This is a genomic window from Sphingomonas sp. Marseille-Q8236 (genome assembly GCF_965112005.1).
The window spans coordinates 1043769-1059453 of record NZ_CBCOPO010000001.1 but is presented as its reverse complement, the minus strand read 5'-3'; the positions used below and the strand labels follow the sequence as shown (position 1 = coordinate 1059453).

Below are 15685 nucleotides of genomic sequence, written 5' to 3'. Positions count from 1 at the left end.
GGTAAGCAATGATGCCACAGTTTTAGGGGAACCGCACCGTCAAACCCCCTTATTGCGAGCGGCCCGCAATAAATTGTGGCCGATACGGTATCAATGCATGGTCAGCAGGGCGAGCGCGACGCTCCCAGCCACGATTCGGTACCAGGCGAAGGGACCGAATCCATGCTTGCCGACGATCCCGACAAACCAGCGCACCACCAGCAGGGCGACGACGAATGCCACCACGAACCCGATCGCGATTTCCAGAGGCCCGACGCTATTACCTGCGCGCATCGTGTCGAGATGCCCGGCCGTCTCCACGACGCTTGCGCCCAGCATGGTGGGAATGGCGAGGAAGAAGCTGAACTCCGCCGCCGTCCGCCGCTCGACGCCCAGGGTCAGCGCGCCCAGGATCGTCGCGCCTGATCGGCTGACGCCCGGGATCATGGCCAGACATTGCAGGAAGCCGACGCCCAGCGCCGTCCTGGCGGGGACCGCCGCGATGCCGCGCGTATTGCCCGGCTTGACCAGCCGCTCGATCACCAGGATCGCGACGCCGCCGACGATCAGCGCAATCGCGACGACCTTGGGCTGGAGCAGCAGCGCCTCGATATGTTTCTTGGCCAGCACACCGATCACGGCGGCGGGGATGAAGGCGATCAACAGGTTGCGCACGAAGCGGATCGAACCCGGATCGCGCCGCGCCAAGCCGACCAACACCGTCCAGAAGGTCCGCCAATACAGGACCACGACCGCCATGATCGCGCCCAGCTGGATGACGATGTTGAACATCTGCCACCGCGCATCGTCATAGCCGAGCAGCGCGCCCGCCAGGATCAGATGCCCGGTGGACGACACCGGCAGGAATTCGGTGACCCCCTCGACAATGCCGAGGATGATGGCCGCTATCAGATCGTTCACGCGAGTCCCCAAAAAATAAGCCCCGCCGCCATAGGGCGGCGGGGCCGTCAGCGAAACGACAAACAGGCCGAACGTGGGACGACTTAGGCCGCCAGCGTCTCGGTCCGTCGTCCGAACCGGCCCGCCTTGCGGAAGCGGACGAGATATTCGGGCGCGATCGCCGCAAGCGGTTCGGCGGTAACGCCCAGTTCGGCCAGACCCGGCGCACCGGCGGCGACGACATTGTCCTGTTGCAGCATCAGCCATTGATCCCGGCTGATCGGCGAGCCCGGCAGCCGGGCCAGCATCGCCCCCGCAAAGTCCGGCAACTCGACGAAATTGGGCTTGCGGCCCAGCGTCTTGGCGATCCAGCGGACGAGTTCACCCATCGCAATCACGTCCGGCCCGCCCAGCTCGTAGGTGCGGCCGCCATGCGATTCGGGATCGCGCAACGCTGCGGTCACCGCCTCGCCCACGTCACCCGCAAAGACCGGCTGGAATTTCACGCCCGCGCGCAGGATCGGCACGATCGGCGCCGAGACCATGCCCGCGAAGCGGTTCACGAACTGATCCTCGCGCCCGAACACGATCGAGGGACGAAGGATGGTGGCGTTCGGGAAAGCCTGGCGCACCGCCGCCTCGCCCTGCCCCTTGGAGCGGGCATAGGCCGCCGCGCCATTCTCGTCCGCGCCGATCGCCGAGACATGGACCAGCGCGCCAGCACCGGCGTTGTGCGCCGCCTCCGCCACCGCACGCGCACCATCGACATGGATGCGTTGCATGTTGCCGCCCATCACGCCGACCAGATTGACGACGGCATCCGCCCCCTCGACCGCGCGCGCCACCGTTTCCGGGCGAGCGATGTCGACCGCGACGAACTGGGTCTGACCGAGCCCCCCTTGCGTGCGCAGGAAATAGGCCTGGCGCGGATCGCGCTGCGCTATCCGCACCCGCGTCCCGTCGCGCATCAACTCGCGTGCGACATAGCGGCCCAGAAAGCCCCCGCCGCCGATCAGCGTCACCAGCTTGTTCGTCATGACCGTCCTTATTCGCCAGATTTTTTGTGCACCGCCCCTTTGCCTCGCAAAAAAGCCGTTGACAAGGATTCGAACCCTCCCCTAAAGGCGCGGGCCTACCCCGTGCCCAGATGGCGGAATTGGTAGACGCACCAGCTTCAGGTGCTGGCGATCGCAAGGTCGTGGAGGTTCGAGTCCTCTTCTGGGCACCACCCCCCTCTCATGCGGAGGGATCGCAGAAAACCGTGACTATCAGCCGCTCAGGCGGTACATCACGGGGTACATGCGAGCATGGGTCTTTCAGTGGAATATCAGCACGTACAGGCCGACAAACGTACCGGCCGCTTGAGCTATCGGCGGGTCTATCCGCCTGAGCTTCGCCCCTTCATTCCAGGCAGTCCGATCGAGTTGAAACGCTCGCTTGCGGGGACTGATTTGAGCAATCCTGCGACGGTCGCACGTTACAGCGAGGCCGCTCGCCTATGGTTTGACACGGTCGAAAAGGCCGAGAAGCTTGCGACGCAGAAGTACGACAAGCCCACCCCCGCCCAGATTGCGCACCTTGCTCACGTCTTTGAGGTAGACTGGCATCAATACGAAGAGGCCAACCTAACAACGGGCGGCGGCGAATATGCCGATCAGGTTTTAGCGGGATGGGAAGAGCTTCTATCCGACTTCAAGCGCTGGAAGATCGATCGCGACCACGAGGCTCTAGTTGAGAAGTGGGGGGCGTCGGCACGGGCCCTTTTCGAAACCTCAGGCATCATGATCGCGCCCGACGACATTCATTCGGTCGAGGCGCTGAGCTTCGCGCTCAACGATAAGGCCATTGCGCTTCACCCGGACTCCGTGCGCCGCATGAAGGGTGACGTGGTGGCAGTGCCCATGATCCCTGAGAGCCCTGCGGAACTCGCTAGTCCGCCTCCAGCACCCCGAGCACGTAACGGCCAAAGCTTCGAGCAAATGTAAGCGTGGCCTGCGGGCCGCCTTGCCCGTTTTGCCGTGGCTGGGATGTTTGTCGCCTTTGACGAGGGCGATAGCGGTGCGGGAAGTTTTCGGGTCCGAGACTGGTCATACGAGCGCTCGTATGACTGGTCGCGTGGAGGTGGTCGGCCGGGTGTCGGGCCGGCGGAGTTGGTCGGACGAGGAGAAGCTGGAGATCCTGGCCGAGGCGTTCCGGCCTGGCGTCCGAGTTCGCGATGTTCTTGAGCGGCGCGAGATATCGAGCGGGCTGGTGTATACGTGGCGCAAGCAGGCGCGGCTGGGCAAGCTGGGCGGCATAGCGCCCGCGCTGCCAACATTCGCCGAGGTGTGTGTGGCTGAGGTTCCTGCACCACAGCCGGCGACATCCACGCCCGGCCTCATCTGCATCGAATTGGCGGGTGGCGTGCGGGTGAGCGTGGACGGCTCGGTGGACGCCGGCGCGCTGGCGCGGGTGCTGTCGGTGCTGAGGTGAGTCCGACGCCGTTGCCGACGCGAGTGTTCCTGGCCTGCGGCGTGACCGACATGCGCAAGGGCTTCGATGGGCTGGCGGTGCTGGTCCAGCAGGTGCTGCGCGAGGATCCGCATTCCGGCGCGCTGTTCGCGTTCCGGGGCAAACGCGGTCATCTGGTCAAGCTGCTGTGGTTCGATGGCCAGGGGCTGTGCCTGTTCTCGAAGCGGCTGGACCGGGGCCGCTTCGTCTGGCCGGTGACCGCGACCGGCGCGGTGACGCTGACGCCGGCGCAGCTGTCGATGCTGCTGGAGGGCATCGACTGGCGCCGGCCCGAGCGCACGTTCGTGCCGACACTGGCGGGCTGAAAACGGCGGTTTCGCGTGGCTTTTGCTCGCCCGTCGGCATGCGATCTGCTATGCAATTCTGGTGTCGGAAGCGCCCGTTTCCTCAGCTGATGTCATCGCGCGGATCGCCGCGCTGGAGGCTTCGCTCGCCCGGGCCAATGCCGCGCTCGTCGCCCGCGACCTGCTCATCGACACCCTGCGCGGGCAGATTGCCTGGCTGCGGCGGATGCAGTTCGGCGCCTCATCCGAGAAGCTGGGCCGCGAGGTCGAGCAGCTCGAACTGGCACTGGAAGAGCTGGAAACGGAGCGGGATGTTTCCGCAGTTGAGACCGCCGCGCCCGACATGATGCCCCGACCGGCGCCGGTCCGCAGCCTGCCCGGTCACCTGCCGCGTGAAGAGATCATCCACGAGCCCGCGTCCGGCGTCTGCACCTGCCCGGACTGCGGCGGTGCGCTGCGCCGGCTGGGCATGGACGCGCACGAGATGCTCGACATCGTGCCGGTGCGCTGGCGGGTCGTGCGCAACGTCCGTCCCAAATACAGCTGCCGGGCCTGCGAGAAAATCGTCCAGGCACCCGCGCCGATCAGCGCCGTGGCGCGGGGCAAGGCGACCTTCGCGACGCTGGCGCACGTCGTCGTCGCCAAGTTCGACCACCACCTGCCGCTGTACCGCCAGGCCGAGATGATGGCTGCGCAGGGTCTCGACATCGACCGCTCGACGCTCGCGGGCTGGAGTGGGCAAGCCGCAGCGCTGCTCGACCCGGTGGTCAGCCGCATCCGCGATGCGGTGCTCAAGGCCGACAAGATCCACGCCGATGACACGCCGGTGCCGGTGCTCGATCCCGGCCGGGGCAAGACTGCGACCGGGCGACTATGGGTTTACGCAACCGACGACCGGGCGTCGGGCAGCACGGCGCTGCGCGCGACATGGTATCGCTTCACGCCCGACCGCACCGCTGCACACCCGCTGTCGCATCTCGCCGGCTTCCGCGGCTTTCTCCAGGCTGACGCCTATGCCGGGTATGACGGCCTTTACCGGGGCGGCGCGACCGAGGTGGCGTGCTGGGCCCACTTCCGTCGCAAGGTGTTCGACCTGCACGAGCGTGTCCCCACGCCGCTGAGCACCGACATCCTCGAACAAATCGGCGCGCTCTATGCCGTCGAGGCCGAGGTCCGCGGCCAGCCGCCGGATGCACGCCATCATGCCCGGCAGGAACGAAGCAGACCGCTGGTCGACGCCTTGCGCGAGGTGCTCGACGCCGGCTTACGCCGCCTGTCGCCTAAGTCCGACATGGCCAAGGCCATCGCCTATGGCACCAGGCGCTGGCCGGCGCTGTCCCGCTTCCTCGAAGACGGACGGTTGGAGATCGATAACAACATCGCCGAACGCGCGCTGCGCGGCATCGCTGTCGGTCGCCGCAACTGGTTGTTCGCCGGCTCAAAAGCAGGCGGTGAACGAGCTGCCGCGATCTACACCGTCATCCAGACCTGCAAGGCCAACGGCGTCGACCCGCAAGCCTATATCGCCGACGTCATCGCCAAGGTCGCCGACGACTGGCCCGCAAGCCGATGGGATGAGCTCATGCCGTGGAACTGGTCTCGCGAACCTGTCAGATTGGCGGCATGACTGCCGAAACCGTCGCTCGCCTGCATATCGTCCTCAACGACATCGACCCCGCCATCTGGCGCCGGGTCGACATGCCGGTCACCGCCAGCCTCAAGATGCTCCACGACGTCGTCCAGGCTGCGATGGGCTGGGAGAACTATCATCTCTGGCACTTCGAGGCCGGCGACCGACGCTACGGCGTGCTGGACCCGATGTGGCCCGACAGCGGCATGGCGGCCACCAAGAACGTGAAGCTCGCCGCCCTCCTCGACCGGGGCATGAAAGAACTCGTCTACACCTACGACATGGGCGACGACTGGCGGCACACCATCACCGTGGAAACGGTCGGCCCCGGCGAGCCTGACGTCAAATACCCGCGCTTCGTCGCCGGCGAACGGCGCTGTCCACCCGAGGATGTCGGTGGCTTGCCCGGATACGAGATGTTCCTCGACGCCATGGGCGACCCCACTCACGAGGAACACGACCGACTGCGCAACTGGTATGGCGGCCCTTACAACCCTGACGACATCGACGAACGCTTCACCCGGCGCGCCGTCGCCGCCATCGCCATCCGCCGCCATGCTGGCAAGCTCGCCTACCAGAAGAGCCGGCCGCAATAACAAGGCGGCCTACCGGCCACGCTTACGAGCAAATCGCTCAGGCCATCTTGGATAGCCCTGCCCACAACATGGGCGCGTCCCTGAAGCAAGCGTCGAACACGGCCTTGCGGTCCTTCCGGGATGCCTTTGGCCTGCTCGCCCCTAATCAGATTACCAAAGCTATGGTCACTGATTGGATAGCGCTACTGTTCCAGCGCCCCTCCAAGCTTCCGGCTTCTCAGCGCACTATGCCCCTCCGGGACGTGGTAGCTCTTTACGATGGTCAGAAAGACTTGCCGCGACTGACGGCCAAGACCGTTCGGACCCTCTTGGGCATGCTTTGCTCCCTCTGGAACAAGGCCCAGGAGGACGGGAAGATAGATGAAAGCATCCCGAACCCCTTCGCTGCCCGAAAGTCCCTTTCGACCCATCGGGCGGACGATCCTATCGAGCTGTCGATAGACGAACTGAATGCCATATTCCGTCTCCCTGTGTTCACGATCGGGGAGCGCCCTAAGCGCGGGAAGGCCGAAGCGGCCTATTGGATACCCATGCTTCTTCTATGGACCGGGGCGCGCCCTGAGGAGATTGCGCAGCTCATGGTGGCAGACGTTTATATGGACCCTGACGATCCGGGAGGCCGTTGGCTGCTAAGGATCACTGATGAGGGCGTTCACCCCCATAAGGGGCGTCGAGGCCTCAAGACGACAAAGTCGCAGTCAGGGCGGCGCACATTCCCAATCCCCAAACCGCTCCTTGAGCTGAACTTTATGGCCTATGTGGATCATATCCGCGCATCGGGCGAAACGGCTCTATTCCCGGCATTGCGAACCAAGGGGGCCAGCAAGCTCCTCTTCCCCGGCTGGGGCGAATGGTGGTCGAAGTACCTTCAGGACAAAGGGGTCTTGCCTGCAAACGCCAAGCGCCGCGCGGCCCGTGAGTTCCGCCACGTTTGGACGACTGTCGCAAGGCGCTGCAAGGTGCCCGAGGACGCGCGAGAGTACATTCAGGGGCACCGGTCGGGCGGGAAGAGTGCAAACGTCCTGTATGGCTCTCAGAGTCCATTAGGAGCCCGTATCGATGAGATACGCTTCGATGGCCTCGATCTGTCCCATGTAAAACCGTGGCATCCCAGGAGCTAGAGACCCTCCACAAATGTAAAACGTCATCGCGCGTCCAGCCCGTTCCCGTATCGAGAGCGAAACGACACTTTGGCTCTACGAGGCGGCTCATGACGACAATGACGGAAGACGATAAGGTGAAATTGCAGTCGCTGGACAAGGCGTTGGAATACGTTATCGACATTTTCGGCCCTCGCACACCGCTACGCCAACTCAAGCTCTTCTGTTCATTAGTAAATGACCCCGTCCCGCCCCGTACGGTCCAAGAACTCAGCGAAGGTATTGGGGCACCTCAAACCACGGTTTGGGCCGATATGCAGCGTTTGGGGACTACCGACCGTCACGGAGCACCAGGGCTTGGGTTGGTAGCCGCAATCCCAACAAGTTACGCTTTACAAACAGCTTTCGTTGTAAACCGCACGGGCATGGCCGTTGCGGGTAGGATCGCGGAGCTATTAGCGTCACACTCCGCCTGACCGGCTCCCCGAAAATCATGCCATCGCCAAGCTCGCTAGGTCCCGAGCCGCCCTGCAAGCCTCACCGCTGGCGAGCGGGAAGGATGGGATGCAACGGCTAGGCGCTCAGCGGCCCTTGGAGCAACTTGCTGCCGACTTGGAGGTCAGTGCGGCGCATGTCGGGGGTGAGGGGGAAGATGATAAGGCGTAACTGGCCGAAGGTACCGGCGCTCTATACCCCCGGCGTTTCAACGCGCCGTATCAGCCATCCTTAAATTTAATTGTATCCTTGCCCTCACGATCAACAATGTATCCCCATTTGCTAGCGGCTTCTGCTAAATACTGGCGTGCAGACCCCGGCGCGAGCTTAAGATCGGTGTCAACATCGCTGAAACGTATCGCGCTTTTATTGGACCCCGACGAGCGCCTACCCATCCAGCTCTCAATTAGCGATATACAATCTTTTCTATCGTCAGTCAGTTGCTCACCCTGATCTAACTTTACAGGCTGTTCAACTGGCACCGCACGAGGTCCAAGTTGCCTGATACTTTTTCGAATTCGATTACACGCCGCCCCGAGAGCGGCCACAAGGTTCTTATCCTGACGATCCGCATCATATTCAGCGGGCGTGATACCTAATAGGTCAGTTGGCAAATGTAAGTCGTCCGAGTTACGAGGAGTAACTATGAAGCACCTCTCGTGCCCGTAACGCCCCGAAAACAGCCCTAATTCAAATATCACGTTATCGCGAACTGATGATACCGTCTCCTTACGCATTAACGTAAGATCATCAGGCGCCAATACGAATATTGCAAAATCGTTTACATCCAATTGGTCAACTAAGGCTGCCATCGTCGTCCTGGAGGGCTGGAATACGCCTTGCGTCCAGACGGTGGCCTCTACGTCATATTCAAGCGACTCTTGAACGGCATAGGCAAGATCGACCTGCTCCACCGAGGAGCCTATAAATACGCGCGGTTTCATTCCTGTAAGCTAACGTCCAGCCTATCCATTTAGCAAGCCTCAATGGCCGCCCCGTAATAATTCACGCAAGCGTCAGCCAAAGCCCAAAAAAATTCATCCTGCCACACAAGCATGCCACCTATATCACACCAGATTCATACCGGGTTGATACCACAAGTGGTCAACAACGGGCCATAAACGCAATAATCATTCAAAAGCTTTTGAATGTTCATTAATCCATAATGCTCCCTTATGTATGGCATATAATGCTATTGCCTTGGGATCACGGCCCAAGCATATTAATGAATATACATGATCTCATACTACTTTGAAATTGTCTTTTGCCAAATTTTAGATTGAGACAGCAATGATAGGATACGGATATGGTGGAAACGATGAACGTGAATGGTACGACCTACAAGAGGTATGCTTAAATGGACACGTCATCACTAATTATGCTGAGAGTCAGCCAGAATCTAGGGTCAGGACCCATTGATGTGAGCGTCGCGATCTGATTCAGGCTCCGCAAGGAGACCGAGATGAGTGACCTGTTTTGGCTGACGGACGAGCAGATGGAGCGGCTGCGGCCCTTCTTTCCCAAGAGCCATGGCAAGCCGAGGGTGGACGACCGGCGGGTGCTGAGCGGCATCGTATTCGTCAATCGCAACGGGCTTCGCTGGCGAGATGCGCCTAGCGAGTATGGCCCCCACAAGACGCTGTACAATCGGTGGAAGCGTTGGGGCGAGGCCGGCGTGTTCACGCGAATGATGGAAGGTCTGGCTGCAGCTGGCGCCGAGCCGCAGACGGTCATGATCGACGCAACCTATCTGAAGGCGCACCGCACGGCATCAAGCCTGCGGGTAAAAAAGGGGATCTTGGCCGCCTGATCGGCCGCACCAAAGGCGGTATGAATACCAAGCTACATGCCGTCGCCGATGCAAACGGGCGCCCCTTAAGCTTTTTCATGACCGCGGGCCAGGTCAGCGACTACACCGGCGCGGCAGCGCTGCTGGATGACATGCCGAAGGCGCAGTGGCTGCTCGGCGACCGCGGCTACGACGCCGACTGGTTCAGGGACGCCCTCCAGGCCAAAGGCATCCAGCCCTGCATCCCGGGCCGGCGATCACGCAACGAGCCGGTCAAATACGACAAGCGCCGCTACCGGCGCCGCAGCCGCATCGAGATCATGTTCGGCCGCCTCAAAGACTGGCGTCGGGTCGCTACCCGCTACGATCGCTGCCCCACTGCCTTCTTTGCCGCCGTCACCCTCGCTGCCACCGTCATCTTCTGGCTGTGATCAACGAGTCCTGACCCTAGGGGGAGACCCCGCCGATAAAAGAAATTGGAAAGCCCAGTGATGCTCGAAAAGAAGCCATGGGAAATGAATTGGGATGGCGTCCAAGCGGAAGCAGCACCAACGAGCAAAGCAGCCCCCAACGGCCCGATGGACCTGAACGCTCCAGCGAGGCCCCCAAAAAGCGCAGCCGAGCAAGCGGCATACGCCAAGATCGCCGCAATCCGGTCGATGCGCCGTGCAAGCAATCGGGCTCATGAACTCTACGATCGCGACATGTCCGCGACCGGCGCGGCGGGCCTCAAGGAATACAATCCATTCCGAACGGAAAATCAGCGTTTCGACGGTGCCGTGGCCGCTGTGCCACTCTTGGCTCGGCAAGCCTTCCGGGTAGCGGGGTCCGGCTCAGACTCCAATGCAGAGCTCAAACTAATAACGGATGCCCTCCCAAACCGGTGGGCAACTGATGCCTCCAACCGGCAGAGGTTCGAAAATCTGGGCTCGGTCTTCAGCGACATGATCGGGAATTATGGCTACCAAGCTGGCTACTCCCCCGAGCAGATTGCAGCTCTCCGCGCTGAGGACGGTTACCGCCCCACGGCACGAAAGGGGCTTCCAAAGCCCCCGCCCAGTTCGCGCCGCACCACATCGGGACGCGTCGTGGTCGATATTACCGGAAAGCGCGTAAATTGAGCGTCGTAGTCCGGCTCCCCAACGGCCAAGAGATCGAGGTGGACACTGACGATGAAGCGGCCGCCGCCTCAGCCGGTCGAGCTTATTGGGGAAGCCTGTCCGAAGAGGAGCGTTCGGCACCTCCCGCCCGCCAGGAGCCGTCCGCCCCCGCGAAGCCCCGTACGGCCCTCCAAACGGCCGGAGACTTCCTCGGGGACACGATAGACAACGTCCTACCCAACTGGGGCGATGAGGTCGCAGCGATCCCTGACGCCGCCAAGGCGCTCTTCAAGGGCCAGGATGTCGGCGAAGCGTTCGACAAGGGACGCCACGAGTTCCGCGAGCATCAAACCCAGTACGACGAAGAGCATCCATGGCTTGCCTGGGGATCGACTCTAACGGGCCTAGGAGCCTCACTGGCGCTTCCTGCGGGCCGTCTGGCCTCTGGGGCCGGGATGGCGGCTAAAGTCGCTCATGGGGCCGCTGTTGGCGCTGGGTACGGTGCTGTGGGAGGCCTAGGCGCCGGAGACTCTGTTTCCCAGCGTGCAAACAACGCCGCGACTGGAGCCGCATTCGGTGCCGCCATGGGCGGGGCGGCTTCACCGCTTATCGCCGGGGCGTCGTCAGTAGCGAAGAAGCTGGGGCAGTTCGTGCCCGGCGCGGACTTTGTGACCCGGAAGCTGCCCAACGTCCCTCGCGCCGTCATGAGGCGACCGCTCAGGACCAAGGAGGAGGTTGCTCGCGACCAAGCCTTCAGCCTCCTCAACAAGAAAATGGGGGAGGGCAACCTCGCTACCGGCTTTGGCCGGACGGGGCCCCAGTCAACTCCGCAGGCAGTCTTTGATGAAGTGGCCTCCCGCCAGGCAATGAACGTTCCTGCGATGCCGGGCGACGTTTCTGAGCCTATGCGTGCCGTGACGAGCTGGGCTTCCCGTGGCGCGGGCCCTGGGCAAACCCTAGTCCGCAACGCCCTGGATGCTCGGAAGGCTACCGAGGCCAATCGCGTCCGACAGCACCTCACAGAGACCTTAGGGCCCACCACGGACTATCTTGAACAGGCGGAAGCCCACTCAGCCCGTGCCCGCCGTGAGGCCGCGCCAATGTACGCTGAGGCCTACGCGCAACCCATGGTCCTTACGCCGGAAATGCGTGGGATCATTCAGACGCCCGCGTTCCAGGACGCCGTACCGCACGCTGTGCGTAACATCCGGAATGCCCAGCGAAATCCCGAGGCCATGGGCTTCGTGATGCGGAACGATGGCACCCTCGACCCCGAGGCCTATCAGTACCTTTCGACCGAAGGGTTCGACCAAGTCATCCGTGCGATGCGAGATAACGGCCGTGCAGCGGCGCATATTGATCCGCTGACGGGCCGAGTCATCAACAATACCAACTCGGTCCACATCAACGCCCGCGCCGCCGACCTTCGCAACGAGCTTGCAAGTCAGAACGGAGCCTATCGAGATGCGACCGGGACGTACGCGGACGAAATGGCCCTGAAGGATGCCCTTCTCAGCGGTGCAGACGTAACGAAGCTCTCCGGCAGTGAGCTACGCCAAGTTGCCGCGAACCTACCCGCAAATGCTCGCGAAGCGTGGTCCATCGGGGCACGCTCCCGGTTAGCGGACGAAGCCTCAACGTACGGTGCCAACTTCGAGACGGGAAGCACCGCTCGCCACATCCGGAAGGCTCTAGGCGACGAACAAAAGCAGGCGGCCTTGTCTGATATGTTTGGGCCACAGGCCGATGTCCGAAGCCTTCAGTCCCGGTTGGAAGCCGAGCACCAAGGCAACATCCTGTGGAGTGAAGTCCAGGGCAATTCAAAGACCGCTCAGCGCCAACAGGTCGATAAGGACATGGAAACGACTTTGGGCCTTCCCCTCCCTTCCAGCTTTGGTTGGCGTGGCCTTGTCGGCATGGCCGGGGACGCTCTCCAAGCCGCAGGCATCGGCAATGCTCGACAGGGCATCAAGGATCAGGTGGCCCAGGTGGTGACGGAGCAGAACCCTGACAGGCTTGCCAGCATCATGGAGGGGCTGAGAGCCCAAGCGCAGCGAGAAGCGGCGGCGGGGGCCTCAATGCACCGTGGGGCCGTACTGGCCACAAAGGCCGCGCCACGCCTCAACAGCGTCCCGGAGCCCGGAATGTTCAGCGCTGACGGCACCCGGTGGCATCAAGGCGCAGACGGAATGATGTACAACGACGACGAGACCTTCGGGTACGATCCGGGCGCCCTACGCTAAACGCGCTACCGACCCTTCCAACCACCTCAAACACTTAACGCCGCGCTGGGGCCCACACGCCTCGGCCGGTTCCATTCTAACACCCATTCAATCCAAGGATTACCCTATGCGCATCTCCGATGGCGCCTCCCTCTTCGAGCTTCTCGAACTCAGCGGGGGTAATAGCCCCGAAATGGAAAACTTCCGGAAATGGCGCGACCGCATCGTCCTTCCCGCTATCTTCGCGACGGGTGGTTACGTGCTGAACTCCGAGTTTCGTGATCGGGCCGTTGTGTCTGACATGTGCCGTATGCCGCTCCCGCCTGAAGCAGGGGCCATGCTAACCGCGCTTGCTGCGGACCCTTCACCATATCGTACCCACGATAACGACAAGTGGTGGGCGGCCGACGAACTGGTCCCCGAGGGCGATACGGATACCCTAGAAATCTGATTGCACCTTCCGGCCCTCAGGCTCCCTAGCGGGCGCTTGGGGGCTTCCTTTTCACCTTTCAGGGCAGACGATGCGAAAAGGGCCCGAGGTTTCCCCCAGGCCCAGTGCGGTCTTCCAGCGTACGCTTAGCTCATCGCAAGTTCGATGAGTTTCCGAAGGTCCTCAGCAGTCAGCACAACGCTTTGCGGACCGTACTCACTCGTCTGTCGAATAGCTACGACCCCCTCCCCCATCAAAACGGCATCCCCGTCAATCAGATCGATAGTATCCGACATATAAGACCTGTCCCTGTCATCTCGGAAAGTGAACGCCTCACCGATTCAGCGGAACTAAATCAGTCAAAGTACTTTCGTCAACGGGACAACAAGCAATTATAAATATTACTTTTGGCTAGTATTACTGGCTGTGGATTGTCTACTTCCGGCAACTATCCCCTCATCTCGTTAGCCGCGCCGAGCGTTCGGGGCGCAGCGCGTTGCATGTTTGCCGTGCCCGCCCCTTGTCCAAGGTACATGAGGAGGGTACAAGCCTCGCCAAAGAAGCCTATTTTGTCGCGGAAAACTGCGGATTTCAGAGGTGGGGACCCACTCCTCTTCTGGGCACCATTTCTTCGCATAGCGATGAAATCGCTCGGGGATCATCCAACGGATGGTCCCCGAGAGCGTCTGCTACGGAAAATAGTCCGTCGTCAGGCCATAAAGTCCCGGAAAACCGTCTATACTGAGAGCGGCGACTGCTACAGCAAGCCGCTACGCGATCTTTCCAGAGCCTGACCGGATCAGGTTGGCGAACTGCTCATTACGACCTGTCGCCCCATGCTGCGATCCATGTCCCGCATAGTCGAGAGGCGATGCTCCGCCTCAGTGGTGCACCCATCGCGGAGCGGCCGGACGCGATCGCTACCGCACGGCGGAGCGCTGGCGAAACTCTCGGTACCATCGCTGATCCGGAACGGGAGCGCTTGGCGGGCGCCATTGGCCGTCCCCGACAGACGCCTCGTCTCCGGCCGGCGCGGCGAGACCAGCGCTGTCCGGCGAGGCTTATTTCGCCATCGCGTTGACGTTGCGTGATACGCTGCTGTCGGTCAGTTGCTCGGGATGCGGTGCGATGGGGGCTTTGCGCGTCGCCACCACGACCTCGCCATCGCCGAGATCGAAGCGACGCCGGGTCACGCGATAGACACCGCCTTCCACCGTCCGCAACAGGATCGCGCTATGCGGATAGGCATCGCGGCCCCGGTCGCGAACGATCACCGCGCCCGCCACGCCGATCCGGTCGAGGATCGCCGCCGCCTGCTCCGGGGTCCGAGCGATCAACTGATAGCCTCGGCCCATGAAATCGCTGCCCGACAGCCATTGCGATGCGCGCGCCGACCACAGCCTGTGTCGCCCACGATCCTGATAAGCGGCTTCGGCGATGATCGCCCCCTCGCCGCCCGCACGCCCATCGACCAACCAGATGCCAGGCGAGATGCGCATCGTCGTGACGATGGCGGGGGCGCCCATATCGCGCTTCGGGACCAGACGGGTCAGCGCCGTCACGGGGGGGATCAGTATGGCCATGCCCAGCGTCACCGCAGCGATGCGCCCCAGGCGCCCGTGCCGCCAGACGATCAGGATCGCCATTGCGATCAGCGTCACCGCCCAGGGAATGACCGGCAGGATATAGCGCGGATCGAGCGCGACCGGGATGATCGACTGGAACGCCAGGGTGGCGACGATGACGGCCAGCGCGAGCCGCACGACCGGCCTCGCACGCGCATCACGCCATCCGAACGCCGCTCCCGCTACCATCAGGACGACACCGAGCCATCCCAGATCGGCGATCAGCGCCCCGATATTGGTCGACAGGGCAGTCCAGGCATAATCGAGCCCCGGCGCATAGTTGAACCCCCCTGCCGAAATCCGGAACGACACCGCATACCAGGGCGCAACGACCATCAGGGTCGCGGCCGCCACCACCCATAATCGCCGGTCGCGCAGGATCGCCCAGCGCCGCGCCAGCAGGATTTCGATCGCGGGCACCAGGGCGATCAGGGCGCCATTGCCCTTCACCAGCGGTGCAAAGGCCGCCAGGGCGCCGAACAGCGCGAACCGCCGCCAGCCCGGGACTTCCGTTGCCCGGAGCCAGGCGATCGCGCCCAGTCCGACGACCAGCGCCACCGGCTGATCGAGCAGGAAATTCCACGCGCTATCGATCACCAATGGCGAGACCAGCATGGCGAACGCCGCCGCCAGCCCGAGCCGCCAAGCGCCGATCCGGTTCAAGGCCCACAGGATCAGGACAGCAGGAAGGCCCGCAACGAACGCACTGAAGATGGCCGCGGCGAACGGCGAAGGCCATAGCAAGGCGAAGAAGGGCGCCAGCATCGCATACCAGCCCGGCGGCCAATGCCCGATCGAAAGCTTGGGGTAATGGGCATAAAAGTCACGCGCGAACGCCATCGGGCTGGGCAATCCAGCGCGCAGCCAGTCCGCAAGGAACAGCGTGTTGACATAATGGGCCGATTCGTCGGGGCCCAGAAAGCTGTGCGTGATCCCGCCGGTCGCCCATGCCAGCGCCAGCGACGCCAGCCCCAGCATCACGGCCACGCCGACCGCCCCCGCATATCGAACCATAGACCTTCGA

14 protein-coding genes and 1 tRNA gene are annotated in these 15685 nt (G+C 62.6%); 11 read left to right on the top strand and 4 right to left on the bottom strand.

The features are described from left to right. Positions 1-90 precede the first annotated feature (90 nt). Complete coding sequence (locus ACWPWT_RS05010) at positions 91-900, bottom strand: undecaprenyl-diphosphate phosphatase (RefSeq protein ID WP_454278796.1); 810 nt, start codon at positions 898-900, stop codon at positions 91-93. A gap of 83 nt (positions 901-983) precedes the next feature. Beyond that, entirely contained in the window at positions 984-1916 is a 933-nt protein-coding gene (locus ACWPWT_RS05005; RefSeq protein ID WP_454278795.1) for a complex I NDUFA9 subunit family protein, read from the bottom strand. Between the two features lie 104 nt (positions 1917-2020). Between ACWPWT_RS05005 and ACWPWT_RS05000 the strand changes: the two genes are divergently transcribed. The 7 genes from ACWPWT_RS05000 (at position 2021) to ACWPWT_RS04970 (ending at position 7021) form a co-directional block, all read left to right on the top strand. Further along, a tRNA-Leu gene (locus ACWPWT_RS05000) sits at positions 2021-2107 on the top strand. A gap of 91 nt (positions 2108-2198) precedes the next feature. Next, positions 2199-2864 (top strand): hypothetical protein, encoded by a 666-nt coding sequence (locus ACWPWT_RS04995; protein ID WP_454278794.1) that lies wholly within the window; start codon positions 2199-2201, stop codon positions 2862-2864. A gap of 130 nt (positions 2865-2994) precedes the next feature. Then, a complete protein-coding gene (tnpA, locus tag ACWPWT_RS04990; RefSeq protein ID WP_454278793.1) occupies positions 2995-3351 on the top strand; it encodes an IS66-like element accessory protein TnpA in 357 nt (118 codons plus the stop codon). Beyond that, positions 3348-3695: an IS66 family insertion sequence element accessory protein TnpB gene (gene tnpB / locus ACWPWT_RS04985; protein ID WP_304537245.1), complete on the top strand. Its 348-nt coding sequence runs from the start codon at positions 3348-3350 to the stop codon at positions 3693-3695. The genes tnpA and tnpB overlap by 4 nt, the downstream gene beginning before the upstream one ends. A gap of 43 nt (positions 3696-3738) precedes the next feature. After that, a complete protein-coding gene (gene tnpC, locus ACWPWT_RS04980; protein ID WP_454279886.1) occupies positions 3739-5301 on the top strand; it encodes an IS66 family transposase in 1563 nt (520 codons plus the stop codon). After that, entirely contained in the window at positions 5298-5900 is a 603-nt protein-coding gene (locus ACWPWT_RS04975) for a plasmid pRiA4b ORF-3 family protein (protein WP_454278792.1), read from the top strand. Before tnpC ends, ACWPWT_RS04975 begins: the two co-directional genes overlap by 4 nt. 242 nt (positions 5901-6142) lie before the next feature. Continuing rightward, positions 6143-7021, top strand: a complete 879-nt coding sequence (locus tag ACWPWT_RS04970) for a hypothetical protein (protein WP_454278791.1) — start codon at positions 6143-6145, stop codon at positions 7019-7021. A gap of 695 nt (positions 7022-7716) precedes the next feature. Here the strand turns inward: ACWPWT_RS04970 and ACWPWT_RS04965 are convergent. Next, positions 7717-8439: a TIR domain-containing protein gene (locus ACWPWT_RS04965; protein ID WP_454278790.1), complete on the bottom strand. Its 723-nt coding sequence runs from the start codon at positions 8437-8439 to the stop codon at positions 7717-7719. Between the two features lie 518 nt (positions 8440-8957). Between ACWPWT_RS04965 and ACWPWT_RS04960 the strand changes: the two genes are divergently transcribed. The 4 genes from ACWPWT_RS04960 (at position 8958) to ACWPWT_RS04945 (ending at position 13057) form a co-directional block, all read left to right on the top strand. Further along, a protein-coding gene (locus tag ACWPWT_RS04960; protein ID WP_454278138.1) for an IS5 family transposase occupies positions 8958-9715 on the top strand; the annotation gives its coding sequence in 2 pieces (ribosomal slippage) (positions 8958-9291 and positions 9291-9715; 759 coding nt in all). 60 nt (positions 9716-9775) lie between these two features. Next, positions 9776-10405 (top strand): hypothetical protein, encoded by a 630-nt coding sequence (locus ACWPWT_RS04955; protein WP_454278789.1) that lies wholly within the window; start codon positions 9776-9778, stop codon positions 10403-10405. Positions 10406-10443: 38 nt separating this feature from the next. Continuing rightward, positions 10444-12627 (top strand): hypothetical protein, encoded by a 2184-nt coding sequence (locus ACWPWT_RS04950; protein ID WP_454278788.1) that lies wholly within the window; start codon positions 10444-10446, stop codon positions 12625-12627. A 106-nt stretch (positions 12628-12733) separates the two neighbouring features. Beyond that, complete coding sequence (locus ACWPWT_RS04945; RefSeq protein WP_454278787.1) at positions 12734-13057, top strand: hypothetical protein; 324 nt, start codon at positions 12734-12736, stop codon at positions 13055-13057. A 1040-nt stretch (positions 13058-14097) separates the two neighbouring features. Here ACWPWT_RS04945 and ACWPWT_RS04940 read toward each other — a convergent pair. After that, positions 14098-15675 carry a glycosyltransferase family 39 protein gene (locus ACWPWT_RS04940; protein WP_454278786.1) on the bottom strand — a complete coding sequence of 526 codons (1578 nt, stop codon included), beginning with the start codon at positions 15673-15675 and terminating at the stop codon, positions 14098-14100. Between the last annotated feature and the right edge of the window lie 10 nt (positions 15676-15685).

Coding starts and splice junctions, on each gene's coding strand:
- ACWPWT_RS04945 (WP_454278787.1), top strand. CDS start 12,734: ATGCGCATCTCCGATGGCGCCTCCCTCTTCGAGCTTCTCGAACTCAGC.
- ACWPWT_RS04965 (WP_454278790.1), bottom strand. CDS start 8,439: ATGAAACCGCGCGTATTTATAGGCTCCTCGGTGGAGCAGGTCGATCTT.
- ACWPWT_RS04975 (WP_454278792.1), top strand. CDS start 5,298: ATGACTGCCGAAACCGTCGCTCGCCTGCATATCGTCCTCAACGACATC.
- ACWPWT_RS04940 (WP_454278786.1), bottom strand. CDS start 15,675: ATGGTTCGATATGCGGGGGCGGTCGGCGTGGCCGTGATGCTGGGGCTG.
- ACWPWT_RS04955 (WP_454278789.1), top strand. CDS start 9,776: ATGCTCGAAAAGAAGCCATGGGAAATGAATTGGGATGGCGTCCAAGCG.
- ACWPWT_RS05005 (WP_454278795.1), bottom strand. CDS start 1,916: ATGACGAACAAGCTGGTGACGCTGATCGGCGGCGGGGGCTTTCTGGGC.